Here is a 24,779-nt window from a genome sequence, read left to right as displayed (position 1 = left end):
GGTCCACGGGGCACCTCCTCGTGCTAAGGTGTGCCCCCCTATTAAACACGGACCCTTACACATAAATCCTTACACGACCCACCCTCCCGTGAGGAGGCTTATAATCTGCCAAAGAAGGACGGGCCTTTGGCCGGAAAGGAGCGGGGATGGAGTTCAAGATCACGCTGACCACGGAGGAGATCGTTCGGGGCTTGAAGCACTACCGCCGCATCGCCAAGCAGGACGTCCTCCGGGCGCCGGAAACGCCCAACCCGGAGGTCTTCCGCCGCCACGCCGAGGCGCGCCGCGAGGTTTACGCCAAGCTGGCGGAGGTGGCGGAGGCCGAGGGGCCGGAGGCGGTGGTCCAGTACGCCCTGGAGCTCTACAAGTCCCTGCCCTTCGTCACCGGCACCCCGGAGGACGCCTACCCCGAGATCAAGGGCCAGGAGAACGCCCTGGAAAACTTCTTCCTCATGATCGGCCTGGACCCCAAGATCCGGCGCGAGGCGCGCAAGGCCCGTAAGTCCCTGCAATGACCCTGGAACTCCTCCGGGCCCAAGCCCAGGCCTGCACCGCCTGCCGGCTGGCGGAGGGCCGCACCCAGGTGGTCTTCGGCGAGGGCAACCCCGACGCCCAGCTCATGATCGTGGGGGAAGGCCCCGGGGAAGAGGAGGACAGGACGGGCCGTCCCTTCGTGGGCAAGGCGGGGCAGCTTCTAAACCGCATCCTCGAGGCCGCCGGCATCCGCCGGGAGGAGATCTACATCACCAACATCGTCAAGTGCCGCCCCCCGGGCAACCGCGCCCCCCTGCCGGACGAGGCCAAGATCTGCACGGACAAGTGGCTCTTAAAGCAGATTGAGCTCATCGCCCCCCAGATCATCGTCCCCTTGGGGGCGGTGGCGGCGGAGTTTTTCCTGGGGGAAAAGGTGTCCATCACCAAGGTGCGCGGCCAGTGGTACTCGTGGCACGGCATCCGGGTCTTCCCCATGTTCCACCCCGCCTACCTCCTTAGGAACCCAAGCCGCGCTCCCGGAAGCCCCAAGCACCTCACCTGGCTGGACATCCAGGAGGTGAAGCGGGCCCTGGACGCCCTCCCCCCCAAGGAGCGCCGGCAGATCAAGGCGGTGAGCCAGGAGCCCTTGCTATAGAATGTTCCCCGCCTCCGAGCCCGGATAGACCCAAAGGGCCTTCCGGGCCGGGCTTAAGGCCCCGGGGTGGTGGGGGCAACCCTGCCGCCTGCCGCGGTTGCAAAGGAGGTAACCATGGGTAGACTTACGGTTATCCGGTTTTTGGCGGGTTTGACGGTGGGTATAGGCCTCCTCGGTTTGGGGCCGGTGTGGGCGCAAAGCAAGCAGGTCAGGGTGGTGGCCGCGGCCGACCTGCAGTTTGCCCTCCAGGATATAGCCAAGGCCTTTGAGGCCAAAAACCCCGGGGTAAAGATCAACCTCATCTTCGGCTCCTCGGGAAAGTTCTACACCCAGCTCACCCAGGGCCTCGAGGCCGACCTCTACTTTTCCGCGGAAAAGGTCTATCCCGAGCTTCTAGAAAAGCAAGGCCTGGCCGAACCAGGAACCCGCAAGCCTTACGCCATCGGGCGTATGGTGATCTGGTTGGACCGCAACCTGAAACTGGAACCGAGCCCCGAAGCCCTCAAGGACCCCCGCATCACCCGGCTGGCCATCGCCAACCCCGTGCACGCCCCTTACGGCCGGGCCGCCGTCACCCTGCTGGAGCGTTATGGCCTCATCAAGAGGAAGGCCATCACCCTCCCGGGGACCAATAGGCCCTTCCCGCAACTTTCCTGGGACGAGATCCCCTGGGAAACCCTTACCGGCGGGGTGGAGGCCTACTGGGATGCAAGCCCCCTTCGCCTAGGCAAACCCAGCTTTGAGTTCGTCTATGGCGAAAACATTTCCCAAACCGCCCAACTGGCCCTAACCTCCACCCGGGCCGGCATCCTGGCCCTGTCCCTGGCGGTAAACGAAAGCCTCTCCCGCCCCGGGGTCTACTGGCTCTCGCCCCTTGAGAGCCACTTGAGGTTGGAGCAAGCCTACGTCATCCTAAAAGGGAAAGGCCGCCCCGAGGTGTTGGCCTTCTACCGCTTCGTGGGCAGCGAGGAGGCCCGTGCCATCTTCAGGCACTACGGCTTCCTGTTGCCGGGGGAAAAACCTGAATGAGCGGCGTAGATCCCCTGTTTTGGACCTCGCTCCGCCTTTCCTTGGAGGTGGCCTTTGCAGCCTCCCTCATCCTCCTCCTACTGGGCATTCCCCTGGCCTGGGCCCTGGCCTTTTACCGCTTTCCCTTAAAAACTTTGGTGGAGGCCGTCTTCCTCCTCCCCTTGGTCCTGCCTCCTACGGTCCTGGGCTTTTACATCCTCCTTTTTTTGGGACCCGAAGGACCTTGGCGTAAGCTTACAGGGCTTTCCTGGGCCTTCCGCTTTGAGGGGCTGGTCTTCGCCAGTGTCCTTTTCAGCTTGCCTTTTGCCCTCACCGCCTACCGGGAAGCCTTTTTGTCCTTGGACCGGAACCTCCTGGAGGTGGCCCGGACCCTGGGAGCCACCCGGGCCAAGATCTGGGTCCAGGTGATCCTTCCCTTGGTCTGGCCCGGGGTGCTCTCCGGTTCCCTACTGGCCTTCGCCCACACCTTGGGGGAGTTCGGGGTGGTCCTCATGGTGGGGGGATCTATCCCCGGCAAGACCCAGATGGTGAGCATCTACCTCTACGACCTGGTGCAGGCCCTACGCTTTAAAGATGCCGCCACCGCCTCCCTAACCTTGCTCCTCCTCAGCCTGTCCATCCTGGCTGTGGTCAGATGGTTGGAGGCGAAGGGGAGAACATGGAGGTCCACTACACCATAAAAAAGCCCATTCCCCTCGAGGCCCATTTCCAAATCCGCGGGTTCACCGTGCTCCTAGGGGAAAGCGGCACCGGTAAGACCACCCTGCTTAAGGCCCTGGCCGGCCTGGTGCCCGCAAAAGGCAACCCATTTGCGGGCCTGCCCCCGGAAAGGCGTCCCGTGGGCTACCTTCCCCAAGAGCTGGCTCTTTTCCCCCACATGACCGCCTGGGAGAACGTGGCCTTCCCCCTTAAGGGGGAAAACCGGAAGGGAAGGGCCCTGGCCCTCCTGGAGCGGGTGGGGCTTTGGGCGCACGCCCACAAGCGCCCTAGCGCCCTCTCGGGCGGGCAGAAACAGCGGGTGGCCCTGGCCCGGGCCCTGGCGCGCAACCCCGAGCTCCTCCTCCTGGACGAGCCCACGAGCGCCCTGGACCCCCTGACCAAGGACCAGGTGGTGGCGGAACTCATCGCCCTCATCCGCCGCGAGGGCCTCCCCGCCCTGGCGGTGAGCCACGACCCCGCCTTGGCGGGGATGGCGGACTGGCTGGTGGTGCTGGGGCGGAAAGGGGTGCTCCAGGAAGGCCCCCCGGAAAGGGTCATGGCCGCCCCCGGGAGGGTGGAGGTGGCCCGGCTGCTCGGGTACCAAAACCTCTTCCCGGTCCGGGTGGGGGAAGGAGGGGTGGAGGTGAACGGGGTCTTCCTCCGGCTTCCCCTTCCCCCCTGGGCCAAACCCGGAGGGAGCGCTTGGCTTGGGGTGCGGGCGGAGGAGGTGATGGTGGTGCGGGAAGACCGCCCGCCCCCCCTGGAGAACGTCCTGGAAGGCGTGCTAGAAGGCCTCCATCCCCAGGGCCTGGCCTACCGGGGACGCTTTCTCGGGCCCATACCCCTGGTACTCCTCCTCCCTCGGCACGTGCAGGAAAGGCTCCGCCTCCAGCCCGGCGAGCGGATCCGGGTGGCCCTGAAGCCCCGCTACCTGCACCTGATGCCGGGCGAGGCGGAGGAGGCCCGGGAGGTCTAGGCCGAACTTGCGCCGCAGGCCCTTGAGGTAAAACCGGGCCCGGGGCAAGGGGAGGCCCAAGGCTTCCGCCAGGGCTTTGGCCTCCGGGCTGGTTCCCTGGCCCAAGGCCCAAAGCGCCGCCCTTTCCCCCGGCAAAAGGCCAAGGCCCCGCTGGCCCCTAAGCCCCTCTGCCAAGGTGCTCGGCCTGTCCTGCCGGGTGAGGAAAGCGTAGCGCCCAGGGTCATAGGCCCGCAGGCCCCAAGGGGTGGGCCAGAAGATGACCTCCCCTTTCGCCAGATGCTCCAGATCCGCCAAAACCAACCCCTCTTCCCCTTTCCACACCACCTGCCAACCCGCTTTCCTCAGCGCCTCCGCCACCAAAGCGTAAAGCGCCAGGTGATCGGTGAACACCGCAACCCGCATTGGCCCTCCTTTCCGCCCAAGGTCCTAAGGCCCAAAACCCGCCTAGGCCTGGGGGAAAGGAGGCGCCCTGGGGACGAGGGCCTGGGAGAGGGGAGCGGGGTAGCCCGGCGCCCCCAGGGGCCGCACCCAGCCCATCCTGAGGGGGCGGGGCAAGGCGGGCGCTTCCACCACCGGGGTGCCCGGGGCCACCTGGAGGCCGCAGAGGGGGGAGTGCTCCACCTCCACCGTTTCCCCGGGGGCCTGGCAGAGGTCGGCCCTTAGCCCCGGGTTCTGCACCTGCATGAGGTAGAGCTGCAGGGCGACCCCGGTGGAGGCGGCCAGGGTCAGGAGGACGTAGAGAAGGGCTAACAACCCCCTCCCCTTCCCGGTCATGAGAAGAGGATAGCACCCAAGGTCCCTACCGCGTAAAGTGGAAGGGTATGGCCGTCCGGGGCACCAAGGACCTTTTCGGCAAGGAGCTTCGGCTCCACCAGCACATCGTGGCCACCGCCCGGCGGATCCTCGAGGCGGCGGGGGCCATGGAGCTCATCACCCCCGTCTTTGAGGAAACCCAGGTCTTTGAAAAGGGGGTGGGGGCCGCCACGGACATCGTGCGCAAGGAGATGTTCACCTTCCAGGACCGGGGGGGGCGCTCCCTCACCCTGCGCCCCGAGGGCACCGCCGCCATGGTGCGGGCCTATCTGGAGCACGGGATGAAGGTCTGGCCCCAACCCGTGCGGCTTTGGATGGCGGGCCCCATGTTCCGGGCGGAAAGGCCCCAGAAGGGGCGCTACCGCCAGTTCCACCAGGTGAACTACGAGGCGTTGGGCTCGGAAAGCCCCATTTTGGACGCCGAGGCCATCGTTCTCCTCTACGAAAGCCTCAAGGAGCTGGGCCTAAGGCGCCTCTCCGTGAAGCTTTCCTCCGTGGGGGACCCGGAGGACCGGGCCCGCTACAACGCCTACCTGCGGGAGGTCCTGACCCCCCACCGGGAGGCCCTCTCCGAGGACTCCAAGGAGCGCCTGGAACTCAACCCCATGCGCATCCTGGACTCCAAGAGCGAGAAGGACCAGGCCCTTTTGCGGGAGCTCAAGGTGAAGCCCATGCTGGACTTCCTGGGGGAAGCCGCCAGGGCCCACCTCCAGGCGGTGGAGCGCCACCTAAGCCGGCTTGGCGTGCCCTACGAGCTGGAGCCCGCCCTGGTGCGGGGCCTGGACTACTACGTGCGCACCGCCTTTGAGGTGCACCACGCGGAGATCGGGGCCCAGTCCGCCCTGGGGGGCGGGGGCCGGTACGACGGCCTTTCCGAGCTGCTGGGGGGGCCGAAGGTGCCGGGGGTGGGCTTCGCCTTCGGCGTGGAGCGGGTGGCCTTGGCCCTCGAGGCCGAGGGCTATGGCCTTCCCGAGGAAAGGGGCCCTGAACTCTACCTCATCCCCCTCACGGAGGAGGCGGTGGCGGAAGCCTTCTACCTGGCGGAGCGCCTGAGGCCCAGGCTTAAGGTGGAGTACGCCCTAACCCCCAAAAAGCCGGGCAAGGGCGTGGAGGAGGCCTTGAAGCGGGGCGCCCTCTTTGCGGGCTTCCTGGGCGAGGACGAGCTAAGGGCGGAAGAGGTGACCCTGAAGCGCCTCGCCACCGGGGAGCAGGTGCGGCTTCCCCAGGCGGAAGCCCTGGGCTTCCTCCTCGCCGCCTTGGCATGAGAACTTGGTAAGCTTGGGGGGATTATGCGCCGCACCCACTACGCCGGAAGCCTTAGGGAAGAGCACGCGGGGCAGGAGGTGGTCCTGGAGGGCTGGGTGAACCGCCGCCGGGACCTGGGGGGCCTCATCTTTTTGGACCTCCGGGACCGGGAGGGCCTGGTTCAGCTGGTGGCCCACCCGGATAGCCCCGCCTACGCCACCGCCGAACGGGTGCGCTCGGAGTGGGTGGTGCGGGCCAAGGGCCGGGTGCGCCTCCGCCCGGAGCCCAACCCCCGCCTGCCCACGGGCAAGGTGGAGGTGGAGCTGGAAGGCCTCGAGGTCTTAGCGGAGGCCAAAACCCCGCCCTTCCCCGTGGACGCCGGCTGGCGGGGAGAGGAGGAAAGGGAGGCCTCCGAGGAGCTCCGCCTCAAGTACCGCTACTTAGACCTAAGGCGCAAGCGGATGCAGGAGAACCTGCGCCTGCGCCACCGGATCATCAAGGCCATCTGGGACTTCCTGGACCGAGAAGGCTTCATCCAGGTGGAAACCCCCTTCCTCACCAAGAGCACCCCGGAAGGGGCCCGGGACTTCCTCGTCCCCTACCGCCAGAAGCCCGGCCTCTTCTACGCCCTGCCCCAGTCCCCCCAGCTCTTCAAGCAGATGCTCATGGTGGCGGGGTTTGACCGCTACTTCCAGATCGCCCGCTGCTTCCGCGACGAGGACCTCCGGGCGGACCGCCAACCCGACTTCACCCAGCTGGACCTGGAGATGAGCTTCGTGGAAGTGGAGGACGTCCTCGCCCTAAACGAGCGCCTAATGGCCCACGTCTTCCGCGAGGCCTTGGGCGTGGAGCTCCCCCTCCCCTTCCCCCGCCTCACCTACCAGGAGGCCATGGAGCGCTACGGCTCGGACAAGCCCGACCTGCGCTTTGGCCTGGAGCTTAAGGAGGTGGGGCCCATGCTCCGGGAAAGCGCCTTCCAGGTCTTCCAGCAGGCGGAAAGCGTGAAGGCCCTCGCCGTTCCCAAGGCCCTTTCCCGAAAGGAGATCGCCGAGCTGGAGGAGCTGGCCAAGCGTCACGGGGCGGGGGGTCTCGCCTTCGCCCGGGTGGAGGAGGGAGGCTTCTCTGGGGGCGTGGCCAAGTTCCTGGAGCCCGTGCGGGAAGCCCTGCTCCAGGCCACGGGGGCCAAGCCGGGGGAAACCCTCCTCCTGGTGGCGGCAAGCCGCAAGGTGGCGGCGGAGGCCCTGGGCCAGGTGCGCTTGGCCCTGGCCGAGCTTTTGCCCTTGCCCCGGGAGGGCTTCCGCTTCCTTTGGGTGGTGGACTTCCCCCTCTTGGAGTGGGACGAGGAACGGGGCGGCTGGACCTACATGCACCACCCCTTCACCAGCCCCCACCCCGAGGACCTGCCCCTTTTGGACACGGAGCCGGGCCGGGTGAGGGCCCTGGCCTACGACCTGGTCCTGAACGGGGTGGAGGTGGGGGGCGGGTCCATCCGCATCCACGACCCCGCCCTGCAGGCCAAGATGTTCGCCCTCCTGGGCATCGGCGAGGAGGAGCAGAAGGAGAAGTTCGGGTTTTTCCTCGAGGCCCTCACCTACGGGGCCCCGCCCCACGGCGGCATCGCCTGGGGCCTGGACCGCCTCCTAGCCCTCATGACGGGAAGCCCCTCCATCCGCGAGGTCATCGCCTTCCCCAAGAACAAGGAGGGCAAAGACCCCTTGACCGGGGCCCCGAGCCCCGTGCCCGAGGAGCAGCTCCGCGAGCTCGGCCTCATGGTGATCCGCCATGACTAGGATCCCTTACGTTCTCGTGGACGCCTTCGCCCCCGCCCCGGGGGCGGGCAACCGGGTAGCCATCGTCCTGGACGCCCGGGGCATGGGCCCGGAGGAGATGCGAAGGGTGGCGAGCCGGTTCGCCGAGGCGGAAACCGCCTTCCTCACGGAAGCCCAGGGCCACGTCTTCGCCGTGCGCTTCTTCACCCCGGGGGGCGAGGTGGAGTTTTCCGGCCACGCGGCGGTGGCCTTGGGCCTGGCCCTGGTGCGCTTGGGCCTCGCCCCAGAGGGGACCGAGCGCCTCATCCTCCACACCCCCGCCGAGGCGCTCCCGGTGGAGATCGTCTACGAGGCGGGGGAGCCCAAGAAGGCCTGGGTGCGGGGGCCAAGCCCCCGCTTCCGCGACCTGCCCCCCTTCCAGGCCCTCAAGGAGGTCCTGGAGGCCTTGGGCTCCGACGAGCGTTACCTGCACCGGGGCCTGCCCTACGGGGTGGCCTACACCGGGCTATGGAGCCTCTTTGTGCCCCTGGTGGCCCCGGGGGTGGTGGACGCCTTGGAGCCGGACATGGCCCTTTTGGCCGAGGTTTCCCGCCGCCTAGAGGTGGCCACGGTCCACGCCTACGCCCCCATGGGGCCGCGGAGCTTTTACGCCCGGGACTTCGCCCCCCTTTTGGGCATCCCCGAGGACCCGGTGACGGGCTCGGCCAACGCCGCCTTGGGGGCGCTTCTGGCCCGGGCCGGGGTGGTGCCCAAGCGGGAAGGGAGGGTCTACCTTTCCATTTACCAAGGCCACCGCCTGGGAAACCCGGGGGTGGTGGAGGTGGAGGTGGCGTATAGCCCCACGGGCGTGCCCCTTGCGGTGCGCATCGGGGGGGAGGCGGCCATTGTGGCCTCGGGCGAGTTGTAGATGGTACGCCTTTGCTTCGTGGACGTGGACGGCACCCTGGTGGGGAAGGAGGGGGTGCCCGGGTGCGTCTGGCCGGCGGTGGAAGCGGCCAAGGCCAGGGGCGTGCGCCTCGCCCTCCTCACGGGGCGGCCGGGGCGGGGGGAGGCCCTTCGCCTCGCCCGGCAACTGGACCCCGAGGGCCTTCACGTTTTTGAGTCGGGGGCGGTGGTCCTCTCCCTCACCCAAGACCCCCACGAGCCCGGGGCGCGGCCCTTTTTCGTGGCACCCCTGCCCGAGGAGGCGGCCAAGGAGGTGGTACGCCTCGCCCGGAGGCTTTCCCTGCCCTTGGAGGGCTACACCGCCGACGGGGGTTTCTTTGTGGAAGGGGATAGTCCCCTCCTGGAGGCCCACCAAAGGCTCTTGGGCCTCGAGGCGGAAGGGGCCGACCTCCTGAGGCTACAAAGCCCCTTGGTGCGCCTGCAAGTGCTGGCGGACCCCAAAGCCCCCCTGGGCGCCGTTTTGGACGCCCTACCCCAGGAGCTTTCCGCCCACGTGGCCGAAAGCCCCAAAATGCCCGGGGTGCGCTTCGTCTCCCTCACCCAGAAAGGGGTGGGCAAGCTCTTTGGGGCCCGGCTGGTGGCGGAGGCCCACGGGCTAGACTTGAGGCAGTGCGCCATGGTGGGGGACGGAGAGAACGACCTGGAAGTGATCCAAAGCGTGGGCCTCGGCATCGCCATGGGCAACGCCCCCTTAAGCGTGAAGCGGGCGGCCAAAAAGGTGGTGGCCCCGGTGGAGGCCTGCGGGCTAGCGGAAGCCCTGGCCGCCCTCGGGTAAACTCCAGGGCGTATGCGGGTCTTCGTTGACGAGATCGCCAAGCATAGCGGCCAGGAGGTGGAGCTAAGGGGTTGGCTCTACCAGAAGCGCTCCAAGGGCAAGATCCACTTCCTGGTCCTTCGGGACGGCACCGGTTTCCTCCAGGCCACGGTGGTCAAAGGGGAGGTGCCGGAGGAGGTCTTCGCCCAGGCGGACCGCCTGCCCCAGGAAACCGCCCTGAAGGTCTACGGCCTGGTGCGGGAAGACCCCAGGGCCCCGGGGGGATATGAGCTCGCGGTGAGGGACTTGGAGGTGGTGAGCCTTCCCCAAGGGGAGTACCCCATCGGCCCCAAGGAGCACGGCATTGACTTCCTCATGGACCACCGCCACCTCTGGCTCCGCCACCGCCGCCCCTTCGCCGTGATGCGCATCCGGGACGAGCTGGAGCGGGCCATTCACGACTTTTTTGCCGAACGGGGTTTCTTGCGCTTTGATGCCCCCATCCTCACCCCAAGCGCCGTGGAGGGCACCACGGAGCTCTTTGAGGTGGAGCTTTTCGACGGGGAAAAGGCCTACCTCTCCCAGTCCGGCCAGCTCTACGCCGAAGCCGGGGCCCTGGCCTACGCCAAGGTCTACACCTTCGGTCCCACCTTTCGCGCCGAGCGCTCCAAGACGAGGCGCCACCTCTTGGAGTTCTGGATGGTGGAACCCGAGGTGGCCTTCATGACCCACGAGGAGAACATGGCCCTCCAGGAGGAGCTGGTGAGCCACCTGGTGGCCCGGGTGCTGGACCGGCGCGCCCGGGAGCTGGAGATGCTCGGTCGCAACCCCAAGGCCCTCGAGCCCGCCGCCCAAGGAAACTACCCCCGCCTCACCTATAAGGAGGCGGTGGCCCTGGTGAACCAGCTTGCGGAGAAGGACCCCGAGGTGCCCCCCCTCCCCTACGGCGAGGACCTCGGCGCCCCCCACGAGGCCGCCCTAAGCCGCCAGTTTGACCGCCCCGTCTTCGTGGAGCGCTACCCCGCCCGCATCAAGGCCTTTTACATGGAACCGGATCCCGAGGACCCGGAGCTGGTCCTAAACAACGACCTCCTGGCCCCCGAGGGCTACGGGGAGATCATCGGGGGTAGCCAGAGAATCCACGACCTGGAACTTCTACGCAGGAAAATCCAGGAGTTCGGCCTCCCGGAGGAGGTCTACGACTGGTATCTGGACCTGAGGCGCTTTGGCAGCGTGCCCCACTCGGGTTTCGGATTGGGCCTCGAGCGCACCGTGGCCTGGATCTGTGGCCTTAACCACGTGCGGGAGGCCATCCCCTTCCCCAGGATGTACACCCGGATGCGGCCCTAGAGGCCTGCCAGCTCCAGGAAGTAGCGGTGAAGCCTGGGGTCCTGGGTGAGCTCGGGGTGGAAGGCGCTGGCGAGGATCTTGCCCTGGCGTACCAGGACGGGAAGACCATTCAGCTCCGCCAGCACCTCCACTCCTTCCCCCAATTTGCGGAAGGCTGGGGCTCTAATGAAAACCCCGTGGAAGGGACCCAAACCCCGGACCTCGAGGTCCTCCTCAAAGCTTTCCACCTGCCTGCCAAAGGCGTTGCGTTCCACCCATGCCTCCAACACCCCCAAACGGGGTTGCTCGGGGTAGCCCACGATCTCCTTGGCCAACCAGATGGCCCCGGCGCAGGTGCCGAAGAGGGCCAGGGAACCCTCTTCCACCCGCTTGCGCACCTCGTCCTCGATTCCGTATTCCCGGGCCAGCTTGCCGATGGTGGTGGACTCCCCGCCAGGCACGATGAGAGCCTTGAGCCCCTCCAGGTGCTCCTTCTTCCGCACCTCCTTTGCCTCTATCCCCAGGCGCTTAAGCGCCTCCTTGTGCTCGCGGAAATCCCCCTGTAAGGCCAAAACGCCAACCACGCCCCTCATCCTGGACTTAGGCTCCCGCCCTGTCAAGGGAAGCCCCCCGCCAGAAGGGAAGCGGAGGGCACCCCCACCTTGGCCTCACTCGCAAGGAACTGCTCCAGAAGCCTGGGATACCTGCGCCTGGGCATGGGTCAACTATACTCTGCTCCTCAGGAGGCGCAAGCTGTTCGCCGTCACCAACACGAGTGCTCCACTGTCCGCCAGCACTGCGGTCCAAAGCCCCGTGTAACCCATGAGGGTGGTGAGGAGGAAAAGCCCCTTGAGCCCCACCGCAAAGGCCACGTTCTGGCGGACCACGCCCAGGGTCAGGCGGCTTAGCCGGAAGGCCCGGGGCAAGGCGGCAAGGCTCAGAAGCCCCACGTCTGCACTCTGCAGGGCCGCTTCCGTGCCCTCGGCCACGGCAAGCCCTACCGTGGCCCTGGCCAGGGCTGGGGCGTCGTTCACCCCATCCCCCACCATGGCCACGCCACCCCTACCTGCCAACTCCTCCACCAGGCGGAGCTTGTCCACGGGAGAAAGGCCAGCCCGGATTTCCTCAGGAAAAAGCCCTATGGCCGTGCCCAAAGCCAAAGCAGAGGTCTCCCGGTCGCCGGTAAGCAGGAGGGGCTTAAGGCCCAGTCGGCGCAGTTCGGCCAAGACTTCCCGGGCCTCGAGGCGGGGGGTATCCTGGAAGGCCAAGAGGGCCAAGGGAACCCCCTCCCTAACCAAGAGGGAAAGGCTGAAGCCTTCCTCCGCCAAGGCCTTCACCTGGGCCTCTACTTCCGGGGGCAGGTCCCAGGCCTCGGGCCGCACCAAACCCACCTCCTTCCCCTCCACCCGAGCGAAGGCCCCGAGGCCCGGCACCGCCCGATGCTCCTCCGAGGGCAAGGCCTTGGGGCCCGAAGCCTCCCGCACCGCCCGGGCTAAGGGGTGGGAGGAACCCTCCGCCACCCCCTTCGCCAGGGCCAAGGCCTCCTCCGCCGAAACCCCAAAGGTAACCACCCGCACCAGCGTGGGCTTTCCCAGGGTCAGGGTTCCCGTCTTGTCCAAAGCCACGTAGCGAACCCCAGCCAAGCGCTCCAGGGCCGCCCCGCTCTTAAAGAGCACCCCCGCCCTGGCTCCCCGGCCCACCCCTGCGGCGATGGCCGCAGGCACCGACACCACCAGAGCGCAGGGACAGGCGATGAGGATAAGGCCCAAGGCCTTGTAGACATGCCCCAGGAAATCCCCCCGGAAAAGGGGAAGGACCAGGGCCACGAAGCCTGCCAGGGCCAGGACCGCCGGGGTGTAGCGGCGGCTAAAGGCATCCACCACCCGCTCCACCTGGCTCTTCTTAAGCAAGGCCTCCTCCGCCAGGCGTTCCATCTCCGCCAGGAAGCCCTCCTCGGGAAGGCGCTCCACCTTTACCACCAAGCTCCCCTCCTGCACCAGACTGCCCCCGTAAACCCGGTCCCCTATCCCCTTGGGCCTAGGCAAGGGCTCCCCGGTGAAGGCGGCCTCCTCCACGGAAGCCTGTCCAGACACCACCACCCCGTCGGCCGGTACCCGCTCCCCCGGGGGCACCCTCACCAGGTCCCCCACCCTCAAGGCCTTAAGGGGCACCTCCTCCACCCCACCCTCCTTCAGGCGGTAGGCCCGCCTGGGAAGAAGCTCGGAAAGGGCGTAAAGGGACCTGCGGGCCTGGGCCACGCTATAAGCCTCCAGCACCTCCCCCACCAGGAAGAGGAAGACCACCAGCGCCGCCTCGGCCTCCGCCCCGATGGCCAAGGCCCCAAGGGTGGCCACCGTGACCAGACTCTGCATGCTAAAGGGGTTTTGCCGGAACGTAGCCACCGCACGACGAGCCAGGGGGAAAACCCCCACCAAGGCCGCCAGCCGATAGCCCCAAGGGGCTAGGCCGGGGAGGAAGAGCGAAGCCAAAAAGGCCGCCAGGAGAAGCCCTCCGGAAGCCAAGGCCCAGCGCCAGGGTCCCAAAACACCCCTGGTCGTGTCCCCTTCAGGCTTCAAACGGTAGCCCAGGGCGGAAACCACCCTTTCCGCCTCCTTCTCCGCCCCGGGAACCTCGAGGTGCAGATACGCCTTACCGCTGGCAAAGCTGACCTGGGCCTGCACCACTCCAGGCACCTCGGAAAGGGCTTTCTCCACCTTTAAGGCGCAGTCGGCGCAGTCCAAACCCTCCACCCGGAACACGCGAACCCTGTGAGCATCCATGCCCCCATGGTAGCATCACTTGAGTAGTTGTTCAAGTGTTCTCCAATGCGTGCTCCAGGGCTCCTTCCAGCAGCCTCTCCACGTGGTGGTCCGCCAGGCGGTAATAGACCTGCTTCCCCTCCCGGCGAAAGGCCACCAGCCGGGCCTGGCGCAGAAGCCTGAGCTGATGGCTCACCGCAGAAACCGAAACCCCAGCGAGGAGGGCTAGATCGCACACGCAAAGCTCCCCCGCCGTCTTCAAAGCCAGAAGAAGGCGCATCCGGGTAGGGTCGGCCAAAGCCTTAAGGAGGAGGGCGGCTTTCCCCAGCACCGCCTCCTCGGGCAAGGCCGCGCGCGCCTTCTCCACCCGCTCAGGGTGGATCTCGTAAACCCCACAGACCGCCCGGGCCATGGCCTTACCCCAGGCTTCCCTTACCAGCCTCGCTTGGCCAGGCGCTCCTCTTCCTTAAGCTGGTCCAGGTTGATGCCCACCATGGGCTCGCCCAGGTCCTCGGAAACCTCGGCCAGCACCTCAGGATCGTTGTAGTGGGTCACCGCCCGCACGATGGCCCGGGCCCGCTTCTTGGGGTCCCCGGACTTGAAGATGCCGCTCCCCACGAAGACCCCATCCATCCCCAGGTGCATCATGAGCGCGGCGTCGGCGGGGGTGGCGATGCCGCCCGCGGCGAAGTTCACCACGGGAAGCCGGCCGTGGTCATGGACCCACTTGACGAGCTCATAGGGAGCCCCGATCTCTTTGGCGTAAGCCATGAGCTCGTCCTCCCGCAGGGCTTGGACGTGGCGGATCTGCTTCCACATGGTGCGGGCGTGGCGCACCGCCTCCACCACGTTGCCCGTGCCCGCCTCCCCCTTGGTGCGGATCATGGCCGCCCCCTCGGCGATGCGGCGAAGCGCCTCCCCCAAATCCCGGGCCCCGTTCACGAAGGGAACCTTGAACTTCCACTTGTCAATGTGGTGCTCCTCGTCCGCGGGGGTGAGGACCTCGGACTCGTCAATGAAGTCCACCCCGATGGCCTCGAGGATCATCGCCTCCACGAAGTGCCCGATGCGCACCTTGGCCATCACGGGGATGGACACCGCGGCCATGATCTCCTTGATCACCTTGGGGTCGGACATGCGGGCCACGCCCCCCTGGGCGCGGATGTCGGCGGGGACCCGCTCTAAGGCCATCACCGCCACCGCCCCCGCCTCCTCGGCGATCACCGCCTGCTCCGGGGTGGTCACGTCCATGATCACCCCGCCCTTGAACATCTCGGCGAAGCCCGTCTTGATCTGGAAGGTTCCCTTCTCCATCCCGCCCTCCATCCTCTAGCTTACCGCCTGCGGGGTCAAGCAACCTTCGCCACAAAGCCGGGGGCCCCACGCCCCCGGCTCGGAAAGCCCTGCCTTAGGGCAGGTAGCTCAAGGGGTTGCGCGCCACCCCGCCCACCCGCACCTCAAAGTGCAGGTGGGGCCCCGTGGACCAACCCGTGGAGCCCACGTAGCCGATGACCTCCCCCGCCTCCACCCACTCCCCGGGCCGCACGGCGATGCGGGACATGTGGGCATAAAGGGTTTCCACCCCGCCCCCGTGGTCCAAGATCACGTGGAAGCCGTAGCCCACGGAACTCCAGCCCGCCACCTCCACCTGGCCGCTCTTGGCGGCCACGATGGGGGTGCCGTAAGGAGCCGCCAGGTCTATGCCCGTGTGGTAGCGCTGGAAGGCCCCCCGCTGGCCGAAGTAGGTGGTGATGCGGAAGCCCGAAAGGGGCCAGCGCATCCCCCCTTCCTGGTAGCTCACCCGGCGCACCTGGGGCCTCGCCACCTGGGCCTGTTGCCGCCGCACCTGGGCCTGGGCCAAGGCCTGTTGCCTCCTCCTTTCCTCCACCAGGCGCCTAAGCTCTTCCTGGCGGCGCCGCTCCGCCTCGAGGCGGGCTTGCCGCTCCGCCTCCTGCTTGGCCAGGAGGTTCTGGTAGGTGGTCTTGGCCTGGATGCCGGGCAGGAGGACCAGGTCCCCAGGCCTCAGCTCCGCCGGGTTTTCCACCCCGTTGGCCTTGGCCACCTTCACCGGGGAAAGCCCAAAGCGGCTCGCCAGGTCCACGAGGGTTTCCCCCTCGCCCAAGGTGAGCAGGAGCCCTTTGGCCCCCCTGGGTACGTAAAGCACGCTCCCCGCCACCAGGCGGTCCAGGCTCTCCAGGGAAGGGTTGGCGGAAACCAGGTCCAAAACGCTCACGCCATAGCGGCTGGCGATGCCCGCCAAGGTGTCCCCGGGGCGGACCCGGTACGCCTCCACCCCCGGGGGCACCCTAGGGGGCCTCTCCTCCCCCGCCACCAGGGGAATGAAAAGCCTTTCCCCCACCTGGAGCCGATGGTCCTGAAGCCCGCTGGACCACAGGATGTGCCGGGGGTCCACCCCATAGCGGCTGGCGATGCCCGCCAAGGTGTCCCCAGGGCGCACCTCGTAAACCACCCACCCCTTCCGCGCCGAAGGCCCCACCTCCACCTGGGCCTCGGGGAGAGGAACGGGGCTGAGGGGCTTGAAGGAAAGGGCCAAGGCGGGAACCGCAAGAACACAGCAAGCTACCCATATTCCCCGCAACACGCACCTCCCAAAAACCCGCAAACCCCAACCTCGGCCGGGATTATACCAACCCCCATCCCCGAAAGCGCAAGGGGCAAAGGTCTTGGGGGGTGGGAAAACCCGCCCCCCAAGAGGAAAAACCGCCTAACGGGCCGCCAGGGAGGCCAAGAACTCCTTGTTGCTCTTGGTGCGGCCCAAGCGGGCGAGGAGCATCTCCATGGCCTCGGCGGGGTCCATGTCCGCCAGGACCTTGCGCAAAAGCCACATCTTGTGCACCACCTCCTCGCCCAAAAGGAGCTCCTCCCGCCTCGTCCCCGACTTCAGGATGTCTATGGCCGGGAAGATGCGGCGCTCCTCGAGGCGGCGGGAAAGGTGGAGCTCCATGTTGCCCGTGCCCTTGAACTCCTCAAAGATCACGTCGTCCATCCGGCTTCCCGTCTCCACCAAGGCGGTGGCCAAAATGGTGAGGCTTCCCCCACCCCGGATGTTCCGCGCCGCCCCCAGGAAGCGCTTGGGGAAGTAAAGGGCGGCGGAGTCCAGACCGCCCGAAAGCGTCCGCCCCGTGGGCGGGGTCACCAGGTTGTTGGCCCGGGCCAGGCGGGTGATGGAGTCCAGGAGGATCATCACATGCCCCCCTTCCTCCACGATGCGCTTGGCCCGCTCGTGGACGAACTCCGCCACGCGGATGTGGTTCTGGGGCGGCTCGTCAAAGGTGCTGGCGATGACCTCGGCCCCCTGGACGCTTTCCCGGAAGTCCGTGACCTCCTCCGGGCGCTCGTCAATGAGGAGGACGATGACCTTGATGTCGGGCTCGTTCTTGAGAACGGCGTTGGCGATCTTCTTGAGGAGGGTGGTCTTCCCCGCCTTGGGGGGGGCCACGATGAGGCCCCTTTGGCCCCTGCCGATGGGGGCGAGGAGGTCAATCACCCGGGTGGAAAGCTCGTCTGGGGTGGTTTCCAGCCGGATCTGCCGGTCGGGGAACTGGGGGATGAGCTCGTCAAAGCGGGGGCGGTTCTTGGCGGCCTCGGGGTCCAGGTCGTTCACCGCCTCCACCTTGAGCAGGGTGCCGTAGCGCTCGTTCTCCCGGGGCGGCCGCACCCGGCCCACGATGTAATCCCCGCTTCTTAGGGCGTACTGGCGGATGAGCCCGGCGGATACGATGGCCACCCGGGACTCGAGGTTGTACAGGTTTTCCGTCAAGAAGCCGTAGCCGTCGGGGCTGATCTCCAGGTAGCCCTTGACCAACTGCAGGCCCTCCCCTTGGGTCTGCCGCTCCAGGAGGGCCATGATCAGCTGGTCCTTCTTCATGCGCTTGTAGTTCTCAATCCCCGCCTCCTGGGCCAGGAGGTGCAGCTCGGGCAGGATCTTGCTGGCCAGCTCCTGGTAGGTAAGCGGGGTTTCGGGGGTTTCCGCTCTTCTCCTCATGGCTTAACCTTCTCCCAATCCTCCATAAAGCGCTTCAGGCCGATTTCCGTGAGGGGGTGCTTCAGAAGCTGCTTGAAGACGGCGTGGGGCATGGTGGCGATGTCCGCCCCCAAAAGGGCGGCCTCCGTCACATGGCGGGGATGGCGGATGGAGGCGGCGATGACCTTCACGGGCAGGTCCTGCACCTGGATCATCTCCACGATCTCCCGCAAAAGCTCCCCCCCGTCCCAGGAGATGTCGTCCACCCGGCCGAGGAAGGGGCTCACGTAGGCCGCCCCGGCCCTGGCTGCCAAAAGGGCCTGGTTGGCGGAGAAGATGAGGGTCATGTTCACCCGGATCCCCTCGGCGGAAAGGCGCTTGCAGGCCTTGAGGCCCTCCTCGGTGGTGGGAAGCTTCACCACGATGCTCGGGTGGATGGCGGCCAGGCGCCTGCCCTCCGCCACCATGGCCTCGGCCTCCAAGGCCGTCACCTCCGCGGAAACCGGGCCCCCTGCGGCCTCGGCCACCGCGCGCAGGTGCTCCGCTAGGCCCTCCTCGCTCAGGCGTTCCCCCCGGGCGGCGAACTCCTTGGCCACCAGGGTGGGGTTGGTGGTGACCCCCGAGAGGACCCCCCAAGCGGCGATCTCCCGTATTTCCTCCAGATTGGCAGTATCCAGGTAAAGCTCCATGACGCGCTCCTTGTGTGCGGGAAAAGGACCGGCTTAGCCTGAGTCTAGCAGACCTCTTCGGGGCGTTGTCAAGGGAGGGGAAAGGCTGCTAGCATGGCCTTAGCCGCCAACGGGGGATTTTACCCCAGGGGGCACAGGTTGTAAAGGCGAGGATGGGGAGAGTACCCCTTCCCAATAGCCCAAAGCGAGCCGGGGAGGGTGGGAGCCCGGCGGTGCGGGAAGGCGGGAAGATCACCCCGGAGCCGCGGGAGGAAAGGGGGCATCCCCGAGTAATGCCCGCCGGGTGGCGCCCGTGATCGCGCCCTAACGAGGGCCTGGGAGGCTTCTCCCAGGAAGCGCGGTGGTACCGCGGAAGCCTAAGCGCTTTCGTCCGCGCCTTGGGGCGCGGGCGTTTTGTTGGGAGGTGGGCATGTTCAAGGAAGTGGGCGAACCGAACTTTCCGGTGCTGGAAGAGGAAATCCTGGCCTTCTGGAAGCGGGAGAAAATCTTTGAAAAGAGCGTGGAAAACCGCAAGGGCGGGCCCCGCTTCACCGTCTACGAAGGCCCCCCCACCGCCAACGGCATGCCCCACGTGGGCCACGCCCAGGCCCGAAGCTACAAGGACCTCTTCCCCCGCTACAAGACCATGCGGGGCTACTACGTGCCCCGTAGGGCGGGCTGGGACACCCACGGGCTTCCCGTGGAGCTGGAGGTGGAAAAGAAGCTGGGCCTCAAGAGCAAGCGGGAGATTGAGGCCTACGGCATTGAGCGCTTCAACCAAGCCTGCCGGGAGTCCGTCTTCACCTACGAGAAGGAGTGGGAGGCCTTCACCGAGCGCCTCGCCTACTGGGTGGACCTAAAGGGGGCTTACGCCACCCTCCAACCCACCTACATTGAGAGCATCTGGTGGAGCCTCAAAAACCTCTTTGACCGGGGGCTCCTCTACCGGGACCACAAGGTGGTGCCCTACTGCCCCCGCTGCGGCACCCCCCTCTCCTCCCACGAGGTGGCCCTGGGCTACAAGGAGATCCAAGACCCCTCCATCTACGTGCGCCTGCCCTTGCAGGAACCTGCCGGGCTTGGCCTATCCCAAGCGAGCCTCCTCGTTTGGACCACCACCCCCTGGACCCTGCCCGGGAACGTGGCGGCAGCGGTCCACCCCGAGTTCACCTACGCCGCCTTCCAGGTGGGGGAGGAGGCCCTGATCCTGGAAGAAGGCCTGGGCCGGAAGCTCCTCGGGGAGGAAACCCCCATCCTCAAAACCTTCTTGGGCAAGGAGCTGGAGGGCCTGGCCTACACCCCCCCTTACCCCCAAGGGGTGGAAAGGGGCTACTTCGTGGTCCTGGCGGAGTACGTGAGCCGGGAAGACGGCACGGGCATCGTCCACCAGGCCCCCGCCTTCGGCGCCGAGGACCTGGAGACGGCCAGGGCCTACGGCCTCCCCCTTTTGAAAACCGTGGACGAGGAGGGGAAGCTCCTGGTGGAACCCTTCAAGGGCCTCTTCTTCCGCGAGGCCAACCGGGCCATCCTCAAGGACCTGAGAGCCCGGGGCCTTCTTTTCAAGGAGGAGCCCTACCTGCACAACTACCCCCACTGCTGGCGTTGCTCCACTCCCCTCATGTACTACGCCACGGAAACGTGGTTTATTCAAAACACCCGCTTCAAAGAGGAGCTCCTCAAGAAAAACCAGGAGATTAACTGGGTTCCCCCCCACATCAAGGAGGGGCGGTACGGGGAGTGGCTCAGGAACCTGGTGGACTGGGCCCTAAGCCGCAACCGCTACTGGGGCACGCCCTTGCCCATCTGGGTCTGCGAGGCCTGCGGCAAGGAGGAGGCCATCGGGAGCTTCGCCGAGCTCCGCAAGCGGGCCACCGGCCCCCTTCCCGAGCCCTTTGACCCCCACCGGCCCTATGTGGACCGGGTGGAGCTCGCTTGCGCCTGCGGGGGCACCATGCGGCGGGTGCCCTACGTGATTGACGTCTGGTACGACTCCGGGGCCATGCCCTTCGCCTCCTTGCACTACCCCTTTGAGCGAGAGGAGGAGTTCAAGGAAAGCTTCCCCGCCGACTTCATCTCCGAGGGCATTGACCAGACCCGGGGCTGGTTCAACTCCCTCCACCAACTCGGGGTCATGCTCTTCGGCTCCATCGCCTTTAAAAACGTGATCTGCCACGGCCTCATCCTGGACGAGAAGGGGCAGAAGATGTCCAAGTCCAAGGGGAACGTGGTGGACCCCTGGGACATCCTCCGGGAGTTCGGGGCCGACGCCCTGAGGTGGTACATCTACGTCTCCGCCCCGCCCGAGGCCGACCGCCGCTTTGGCCCCAACCTGGTGCGGGAGACGGTGCGGGACTACTTCCTCACCCTGTGGAACGTGTATAGCTTCTTTGTCACCTACGCCAACCTGGACCGCCCGGACCTCACAAACCCGCCCCCGCCCGAGGCCCGTCCCGAGATGGACCGCTGGCTTCTGGCTCGGCTCCAGGAACTGAAGCACCGGGTGACGGAGGCCCTCGAGGCCTACGACCCCACCACCTCCAGCCGCGCCATCCGGGACTTCGTGGTGGAGGACCTCTCCCAGTGGTACGTGCGCCGGAACCGCCGCCGCTTCTGGAAGAACGAGGACGCCCTGGACCGGGAAGCGGCCTACGCCACCTTGTACGAGGCCCTCCTCACCGTGGCCAAGCTCACCGCCCCCTTCACCCCTTATTTGGCCGAGGAGCTCTGGCAAAACCTGGCGCGGAGCGTGGACCCCATGGCGCCAGAAAGCGTTCACCTCACGGACTGGCCCGAGGTGGAGGAGGCCCTTTGGGACCGGGAGCTCGTGGCCAAGATGCGGGCGGTCCTCAAGGTGGTGGAACTCGCCCGCGCTGCCCGGGCGAGAAGCGGGGTGAAGACCCGCATGCCCCTTCCCCTCCTCCTCGTCACCGCCCCCACCCCCTTGGAGCGGGAAGGCCTCAAGCACTTCGCTGAGGAAATCGCCGAGGAGCTCAACGTCAAGGAGGTGCGGGTTCTGGAGCCGGGGGAGGAGGTGCTTACCCACCGGGTCCTCCCGAACCTAAAGGCCCTGGGCCCCAAGTACGGCAGGCTCGTCCCCAAGATCCGGGAAGCCCTGGAGCGGGAGGGAAATCGGGTGGCCGCCCTGGCCCTCAAGGGCGAGGCCATCCCCCTCGAGGTGGAGGGCGCAACCCTCACCCTCCTGCCCGAGGAGGTCCTCCTCGAGGCCCAGGCCCCCCAAGGGTACGAGGCCCTGGAGAAGGAGGGGTACGTGGCGGCGCTAAAGGTGGAGGTGACCGAGGCGCTTCGCCTGGAAGGCCTCGCCCGCGACCTCATCCGCCACCTGCAACAGGCCCGCAAGGAGATGGGCCTGAAGGTTTCCGACCGCATCCGCGTGGGCTACAAGGCGGAAGGCTCCTACCAAGAGGCCTTGAAACGCCACGGGACCTGGATCGCCGAAGAGGTTTTGGCCCGGGAGTTCGGCGAGGGGCTTTTCCCCGGGCACACCACGGAGGTGACGGACGAGGAGGGTAGGGCGCGCTTTAGCCTGGAGCGGGTAGACTGAGGCCATGGGCGAGCCCGCCCGCAAAGGGCTGGACCTCGAGGCCTACCTCCGGTTGGAAGAGGAAAGTCCTTGGCGCCACCACCTGGTGGAGGGCTCCCTCTGGGCCATGGCCGGGGCCGGGCGGGCCCACAACCAGCTCCTCACCCGCCTCCTCCTCCGGCTTGCCCCGTCCGCCCTGGCCCAGGGGTGCGAGGCCTACGCGGCAGACCGCAGGCTAAAGGTCGCCGAGGACACCGTCTTCTACCCCGACCTCATGGTGGTCTGCGCCCCTTCCTCCTCCCCCCTCTACGAGGAAGCCCCCTGCCTCTTGGTGGAAATCCTTTCCCCGAGTACGGAGGCGCTGGACCGAGGGAAAAAGCTTTGGCACTACCTTCGCCTTCCCAGCCTGACCGCCTACCTCCTGGTCCACACGGAACGGGTGGCCCTGGAGGCTTACTTGCGCGAAGGAGAGGGTTTCCGTTACCTGGCCTTGGGGCCAGGGGACGCTCTCACCCTTTCCTGCCCCCCGGTGACCCTCGAGGTGGCCGCCCTCTACGAGGGCGTGCGCTTGGGGGAGTGATATAGTACCCCCGTGCAGGACCTCAGGAACCTCCTAGCGCCCCTAGGGCTTGACGCCCTCTACATCACCCGGCCGGAGAACGTCCGCTACCTTTCCGGCTTCCCCCACCCGGAAGACGCCCAGGTCCTCATCGCCGAGGAGGGGGCCTTCCTCCTCACCGACCCCCGCTACCCCGAGGCGGAACGGGAAAGCCGCATCCCCGCCAAGGTCCTTCGGCGGGAGGAGAAGGAAGCCCTCCTCCAGGGCCTAAAGGGGCGGGTGGGCTTTGAGGCGGAACACCTCCCCTACGCCGCCTTGGAGCGCCTCCGGGAGCTCTCCCCAGCGGAATGGGTGCCCACCAAGGGGGTGGTGGAGCGCCTCAGGCTCAAGAAAACGCCGGAAGAGGTGGCCGCCATCCAGAGAGCCCAAGCCTTGGCGGAGGAAGCCCTGGCCCACGCCCTCTCCCTCCTCAAGCCGGGGGTGGAGGAGCGGGAGGTGGCCTTGGAGCTGGAGTTTTTCCTAAGGCGACGGGGGGCCGAGGGCGTGGCCTTCCCCCCCATCGTGGCCTCGGGGGTGCGGGGGGCCCTTCCCCACGCCGGGGCCTCGGAAAAGCGCCTGGAGGCGGGGGAGCTCGTCACGCTGGACCTTGGGGCCAAGGTGGCGGGGTACCACTCGGACATGACCCGCACCGTGGCCCTGGGCAGGGTGGAGGGCGAGCTCAAGCGCGCCTTCCAGGCGGTGCTTTCCGCCCTGGAGCGGGCCTTGGAAGCCTTAGGCCCTGGCCGCACCGGCAAGGCAATAGACGCCCTGGCCCGGGAGGAGCTTGGGCGCTTTGGCCTGGACCGCTACTTCGTCCACTCCTTGGGCCACGGAGTGGGGCTTGCCGTGCACGAGGGACCCGCCCTTTCCCCTTACACCGAGGAGGTCCTGGAGCCAGGCATGGTGGTCACGGTGGAGCCAGGGGTTTACCTCCCGGGGGTGGGCGGCGTGCGGATTGAGGAGCTCGTCCTCATCACCGAGGACGGGATTGAGCTTCTTTCCCGCTACCCTCGAGGCTGGCAGGAGGTCTAGGTGCGCCTACTTCCCTTGGCCTTTCTCCTCCTCCCCGCCCTGGCCCAGACCTACACCGTGCAAAAGGGGGACACCCTCTTCCGCATCGCCAAGGCCCACGGCCTCAGCGTGGCGGAACTCAAGCGGCTTAACGGCCTCTCCTCCGACCTCATCCGCCCCGGGCAGGTGCTCCGTGTAAGCGCCAAGGAAGCCCCTTCCAACCGCTTCCAGCAAGAGGGCCTCGCCGTCTGGTACGGCCCCGGCTTCCACGGCAAGCGCACGGCGAGCGGCGAGGTCTACAACATGCACGCCCTCACCGCCGCCCACCCCAGCCTCCCCTTCGGCACCCGGGTGCGGGTGACCAACCTCAAAAACGGACGGAGCGTGGTGGTGCGCATCAACGACCGCGGCCCCTTCGGCGGCCGGTACATCATTGACCTCTCCTACGCCGCCGCCAAGGCCATCGGGGCGCTCTCCGCCACCCGAGTACGGCTGGAGGTGCTCCCATGAGGCGCTACGGGTTTCACCTCTCCATCGCCGGGAAAAAGGGAGTGGCGGGGACGGTGGAGGAGGCCATGTCCCTGGGGCTCTCCTGCTTCCAGATCTTCGCCAAAAGCCCAAGGTCCTGGAAAACCCGCACCCTCTCCCCCGGCGAGGTGGAAGCCTTCCGAGCTCTGAGGGAGATGGCGGACCTTCCCGCCGTGATCCACGCCTCCTACCTGGTGAACCTAGGGGCTGAGGGAGAGCTTTGGGAAAAGAGCGTGATGAGCCTGGCGGACGACCTGGAAAAGGCCCGTCTCCTGGGGGTGGAGTACGTGGTGGTCCACCCCGGCTCCGGGGACCCCAAGCGGGTGAAGGAAGGGGCGCTTAAAGCCCTCCGCCTGGCCGGGGTCAAGGACCGCCCCACCCTCCTCCTAGAAAACACCGCCGGGGGCGGGGAGAAGGTGGGGATGAAGTTTGAGGAGCTAGCGTGGCTCATCGCCGACACCCCCCTAGGGGTCTGCCTGGACACCTGCCACGCCTTCGCCGCTGGGTACGACGTGAAGGGAGACCCCGCCGGCGTCCTCACCGCCTTGGACCGGGCCGTGGGCCTGGACCGGGTGCCCGTGGTCCACCTGAACGACTCCGTGGGGGGCTTAGGCCGCCACATAGACCACCACGCCCACCTCCTTCAGGGGGAAATCGGCGAAGGGCTAAAGGGCGTCTTCCTAGACCCCCGGCTAGAAGGCCGCCTCTTTATCCTGGAAACCCCAAGGAGCCCGGAAGAAGACGCCTGGAACCTTAAGGTCCTCCGCGCCTGGCTAGAGGAGGCCCCCGCCCAAAAGGAGACGTAAAGCGGAAACCCCCATCACCAAAAGGCCCAGCTTGAACGCCCGCTCCTCCCCGCTCAACACCCCAAGCCCCGCCCCCAGAAGGGCTAAGGGCAGGACCATCCAGTTGAGCCAACCCAAAAGGGGCAGGAGGGCGGGAAAGAGGAGGAGCAAGGCCAAGACCACGAGGACCAGGCTCAGGACCCGCATGGGAGAAGT

24 protein-coding genes and 1 riboswitch are annotated in these 24,779 nt (G+C 67.0%); of the genes, 15 read left to right on the top strand and 9 right to left on the bottom strand.

Annotated features, from left to right (window positions below):
• Nucleotides 1–146 precede the first annotated feature (146 nt).
• The 5 genes from L0D17_RS05045 (at nucleotide 147) to L0D17_RS05025 (ending at nucleotide 3,833) form a co-directional block, all read left to right on the top strand.
• A complete protein-coding gene (locus L0D17_RS05045) occupies nucleotides 147–515 on the top strand; it encodes a hypothetical protein (RefSeq protein WP_039458950.1) in 369 nt (122 codons plus the stop codon).
• Nucleotides 512–1,129, top strand: a complete 618-nt coding sequence (locus tag L0D17_RS05040) for a uracil-DNA glycosylase (RefSeq protein ID WP_243094205.1) — start codon at nucleotides 512–514, stop codon at nucleotides 1,127–1,129. Before L0D17_RS05045 ends, L0D17_RS05040 begins: the two co-directional genes overlap by 4 nt.
• A riboswitch (molybdenum cofactor riboswitch) is annotated at nucleotides 1,130–1,253 on the top strand.
• A complete protein-coding gene (gene modA, locus L0D17_RS05035; RefSeq protein WP_243094203.1) occupies nucleotides 1,244–2,158 on the top strand; it encodes a molybdate ABC transporter substrate-binding protein in 915 nt (304 codons plus the stop codon). It overlaps the preceding riboswitch by 10 nt.
• Complete coding sequence (modB, locus tag L0D17_RS05030) at nucleotides 2,155–2,838, top strand: molybdate ABC transporter permease subunit (RefSeq protein ID WP_243094202.1); 684 nt, start codon at nucleotides 2,155–2,157, stop codon at nucleotides 2,836–2,838. The genes modA and modB overlap by 4 nt, the downstream gene beginning before the upstream one ends.
• On the top strand, nucleotides 2,817–3,833 hold the full coding sequence (locus tag L0D17_RS05025) for an ABC transporter ATP-binding protein (protein WP_243094195.1): 1,017 nt from the start codon (nucleotides 2,817–2,819) through the stop codon (nucleotides 3,831–3,833). Before modB ends, L0D17_RS05025 begins: the two co-directional genes overlap by 22 nt.
• A 444-nt stretch (nucleotides 3,834–4,277) precedes the next feature.
• On the opposite strand, the gene L0D17_RS05020 is transcribed toward L0D17_RS05025, so the two are convergent.
• Nucleotides 4,278–4,607, bottom strand: a complete 330-nt coding sequence (locus L0D17_RS05020; RefSeq protein WP_071676400.1) for a hypothetical protein — start codon at nucleotides 4,605–4,607, stop codon at nucleotides 4,278–4,280.
• 47 nt (nucleotides 4,608–4,654) lie between these two features.
• Here L0D17_RS05020 and hisS point away from each other — a divergent pair, with 47 nt between their 5' ends.
• The 5 genes from hisS to asnS are packed head-to-tail and all read left to right on the top strand — an operon-like array spanning nucleotide 4,655 to nucleotide 10,709.
• Nucleotides 4,655–5,911 (top strand): histidine--tRNA ligase, encoded by a 1,257-nt coding sequence (hisS, locus tag L0D17_RS05015; RefSeq protein WP_243094193.1) that lies wholly within the window; start codon nucleotides 4,655–4,657, stop codon nucleotides 5,909–5,911.
• Nucleotides 5,912–5,935: 24 nt separating this feature from the next.
• Complete coding sequence (aspS, locus tag L0D17_RS05010; RefSeq protein WP_039458937.1) at nucleotides 5,936–7,681, top strand: aspartate--tRNA ligase; 1,746 nt, start codon at nucleotides 5,936–5,938, stop codon at nucleotides 7,679–7,681.
• Nucleotides 7,674–8,567, top strand: a complete 894-nt coding sequence (locus tag L0D17_RS05005) for a PhzF family phenazine biosynthesis protein (RefSeq protein WP_039458935.1) — start codon at nucleotides 7,674–7,676, stop codon at nucleotides 8,565–8,567. The genes aspS and L0D17_RS05005 overlap by 8 nt, the downstream gene beginning before the upstream one ends.
• The gene (locus L0D17_RS05000) at nucleotides 8,568–9,380 is read left to right on the top strand and encodes an HAD family hydrolase (RefSeq protein WP_243094191.1); all 813 of its coding nucleotides are present in this window, start codon (nucleotides 8,568–8,570) and stop codon (nucleotides 9,378–9,380) included.
• A gap of 12 nt (nucleotides 9,381–9,392) precedes the next feature.
• Nucleotides 9,393–10,709: an asparagine--tRNA ligase gene (gene asnS, locus L0D17_RS04995; protein ID WP_243094189.1), complete on the top strand. Its 1,317-nt coding sequence runs from the start codon at nucleotides 9,393–9,395 to the stop codon at nucleotides 10,707–10,709.
• Here asnS and pdxT read toward each other — a convergent pair.
• The 7 genes from pdxT to fsa all read right to left on the bottom strand — a co-directional run bounded on the left by pdxT (nucleotide 10,706) and on the right by fsa (nucleotide 18,121).
• Nucleotides 10,706–11,281: a pyridoxal 5'-phosphate synthase glutaminase subunit PdxT gene (gene pdxT / locus L0D17_RS04990; RefSeq protein WP_071676406.1), complete on the bottom strand. Its 576-nt coding sequence runs from the start codon at nucleotides 11,279–11,281 to the stop codon at nucleotides 10,706–10,708. The two genes, asnS and pdxT, sit on opposite strands and share 4 nt — an antisense overlap.
• 132 nt (nucleotides 11,282–11,413) lie before the next feature.
• A complete protein-coding gene (locus tag L0D17_RS04985; protein ID WP_243094187.1) occupies nucleotides 11,414–13,468 on the bottom strand; it encodes a heavy metal translocating P-type ATPase in 2,055 nt (684 codons plus the stop codon).
• A 31-nt stretch (nucleotides 13,469–13,499) separates the two neighbouring features.
• Nucleotides 13,500–13,859, bottom strand: coding sequence for an ArsR/SmtB family transcription factor (locus L0D17_RS04980; RefSeq protein WP_243094185.1), 360 nt, complete (start codon nucleotides 13,857–13,859; stop codon nucleotides 13,500–13,502).
• 20 nt (nucleotides 13,860–13,879) lie between these two features.
• On the bottom strand, nucleotides 13,880–14,761 hold the full coding sequence (gene pdxS, locus L0D17_RS04975) for a pyridoxal 5'-phosphate synthase lyase subunit PdxS (protein ID WP_243094184.1): 882 nt from the start codon (nucleotides 14,759–14,761) through the stop codon (nucleotides 13,880–13,882).
• 94 nt (nucleotides 14,762–14,855) lie between these two features.
• Nucleotides 14,856–16,037, bottom strand: coding sequence for a peptidoglycan DD-metalloendopeptidase family protein (locus L0D17_RS04970; protein WP_423247949.1), 1,182 nt, complete (start codon nucleotides 16,035–16,037; stop codon nucleotides 14,856–14,858).
• A 135-nt stretch (nucleotides 16,038–16,172) separates the two neighbouring features.
• On the bottom strand, nucleotides 16,173–17,453 hold the full coding sequence (rho, locus tag L0D17_RS04965) for a transcription termination factor Rho (RefSeq protein ID WP_039458919.1): 1,281 nt from the start codon (nucleotides 17,451–17,453) through the stop codon (nucleotides 16,173–16,175).
• Nucleotides 17,450–18,121: a fructose-6-phosphate aldolase gene (gene fsa, locus L0D17_RS04960; RefSeq protein ID WP_243094176.1), complete on the bottom strand. Its 672-nt coding sequence runs from the start codon at nucleotides 18,119–18,121 to the stop codon at nucleotides 17,450–17,452. Before fsa ends, rho begins: the two co-directional genes overlap by 4 nt.
• Before the next feature lie 409 nt (nucleotides 18,122–18,530).
• Between fsa and ileS the strand changes: the two genes are divergently transcribed.
• The 5 genes from ileS to nfo are packed head-to-tail and all read left to right on the top strand — an operon-like array spanning nucleotide 18,531 to nucleotide 24,584.
• Nucleotides 18,531–21,662 (top strand): isoleucine--tRNA ligase, encoded by a 3,132-nt coding sequence (gene ileS, locus L0D17_RS04955; protein WP_243094174.1) that lies wholly within the window; start codon nucleotides 18,531–18,533, stop codon nucleotides 21,660–21,662.
• Nucleotides 21,663–21,666: 4 nt separating this feature from the next.
• The gene (locus tag L0D17_RS04950) at nucleotides 21,667–22,221 is read left to right on the top strand and encodes a Uma2 family endonuclease (RefSeq protein ID WP_243094173.1); all 555 of its coding nucleotides are present in this window, start codon (nucleotides 21,667–21,669) and stop codon (nucleotides 22,219–22,221) included.
• A 12-nt stretch (nucleotides 22,222–22,233) separates the two neighbouring features.
• Nucleotides 22,234–23,271 carry a M24 family metallopeptidase gene (locus L0D17_RS04945; protein ID WP_243094170.1) on the top strand — a complete coding sequence of 346 codons (1,038 nt, stop codon included), beginning with the start codon at nucleotides 22,234–22,236 and terminating at the stop codon, nucleotides 23,269–23,271.
• A complete protein-coding gene (locus L0D17_RS04940; RefSeq protein WP_243094169.1) occupies nucleotides 23,272–23,760 on the top strand; it encodes a septal ring lytic transglycosylase RlpA family protein in 489 nt (162 codons plus the stop codon).
• Entirely contained in the window at nucleotides 23,757–24,584 is an 828-nt protein-coding gene (nfo, locus tag L0D17_RS04935) for an endonuclease IV (RefSeq protein WP_243094167.1), read from the top strand. Before L0D17_RS04940 ends, nfo begins: the two co-directional genes overlap by 4 nt.
• On the opposite strand, the gene L0D17_RS04930 is transcribed toward nfo, so the two are convergent.
• Nucleotides 24,552–24,770 (bottom strand): hypothetical protein, encoded by a 219-nt coding sequence (locus L0D17_RS04930; RefSeq protein WP_243094166.1) that lies wholly within the window; start codon nucleotides 24,768–24,770, stop codon nucleotides 24,552–24,554. The genes nfo and L0D17_RS04930 overlap by 33 nt on opposite strands.
• Between the last annotated feature and the right edge of the window lie 9 nt (nucleotides 24,771–24,779).

Origin of the sequence: Thermus thalpophilus, assembly GCF_022760915.1 — a bacterium.
GTDB classification, from domain to species: domain Bacteria; phylum Deinococcota; class Deinococci; order Deinococcales; family Thermaceae; genus Thermus; species Thermus thalpophilus.
Note: the sequence above shows the minus strand (reverse complement) of the source record. Positions and strands in the feature narration are given on the sequence as shown.

Coding starts and splice junctions, on each gene's coding strand:
- L0D17_RS05040 (WP_243094205.1), top strand. CDS start 512: ATGACCCTGGAACTCCTCCGGGCCCAAGCCCAGGCCTGCACCGCCTGC.
- ileS (WP_243094174.1), top strand. CDS start 18,531: ATGTTCAAGGAAGTGGGCGAACCGAACTTTCCGGTGCTGGAAGAGGAA.
- asnS (WP_243094189.1), top strand. CDS start 9,393: ATGCGGGTCTTCGTTGACGAGATCGCCAAGCATAGCGGCCAGGAGGTG.
- aspS (WP_039458937.1), top strand. CDS start 5,936: ATGCGCCGCACCCACTACGCCGGAAGCCTTAGGGAAGAGCACGCGGGG.
- rho (WP_039458919.1), bottom strand. CDS start 17,453: ATGAGGAGAAGAGCGGAAACCCCCGAAACCCCGCTTACCTACCAGGAG.
- pdxT (WP_071676406.1), bottom strand. CDS start 11,281: ATGAGGGGCGTGGTTGGCGTTTTGGCCTTACAGGGGGATTTCCGCGAG.
- modA (WP_243094203.1), top strand. CDS start 1,244: ATGGGTAGACTTACGGTTATCCGGTTTTTGGCGGGTTTGACGGTGGGT.
- L0D17_RS04930 (WP_243094166.1), bottom strand. CDS start 24,770: ATGCGGGTCCTGAGCCTGGTCCTCGTGGTCTTGGCCTTGCTCCTCCTC.
- L0D17_RS04980 (WP_243094185.1), bottom strand. CDS start 13,859: ATGGCCCGGGCGGTCTGTGGGGTTTACGAGATCCACCCTGAGCGGGTG.
- L0D17_RS05020 (WP_071676400.1), bottom strand. CDS start 4,607: ATGACCGGGAAGGGGAGGGGGTTGTTAGCCCTTCTCTACGTCCTCCTG.
- L0D17_RS05045 (WP_039458950.1), top strand. CDS start 147: ATGGAGTTCAAGATCACGCTGACCACGGAGGAGATCGTTCGGGGCTTG.
- L0D17_RS05000 (WP_243094191.1), top strand. CDS start 8,568: ATGGTACGCCTTTGCTTCGTGGACGTGGACGGCACCCTGGTGGGGAAG.
- L0D17_RS05005 (WP_039458935.1), top strand. CDS start 7,674: ATGACTAGGATCCCTTACGTTCTCGTGGACGCCTTCGCCCCCGCCCCG.
- hisS (WP_243094193.1), top strand. CDS start 4,655: ATGGCCGTCCGGGGCACCAAGGACCTTTTCGGCAAGGAGCTTCGGCTC.
- L0D17_RS05025 (WP_243094195.1), top strand. CDS start 2,817: ATGGAGGTCCACTACACCATAAAAAAGCCCATTCCCCTCGAGGCCCAT.
- L0D17_RS04950 (WP_243094173.1), top strand. CDS start 21,667: ATGGGCGAGCCCGCCCGCAAAGGGCTGGACCTCGAGGCCTACCTCCGG.
- modB (WP_243094202.1), top strand. CDS start 2,155: ATGAGCGGCGTAGATCCCCTGTTTTGGACCTCGCTCCGCCTTTCCTTG.
- nfo (WP_243094167.1), top strand. CDS start 23,757: ATGAGGCGCTACGGGTTTCACCTCTCCATCGCCGGGAAAAAGGGAGTG.
- L0D17_RS04985 (WP_243094187.1), bottom strand. CDS start 13,468: ATGGATGCTCACAGGGTTCGCGTGTTCCGGGTGGAGGGTTTGGACTGC.
- pdxS (WP_243094184.1), bottom strand. CDS start 14,761: ATGGAGAAGGGAACCTTCCAGATCAAGACGGGCTTCGCCGAGATGTTC.
- fsa (WP_243094176.1), bottom strand. CDS start 18,121: ATGGAGCTTTACCTGGATACTGCCAATCTGGAGGAAATACGGGAGATC.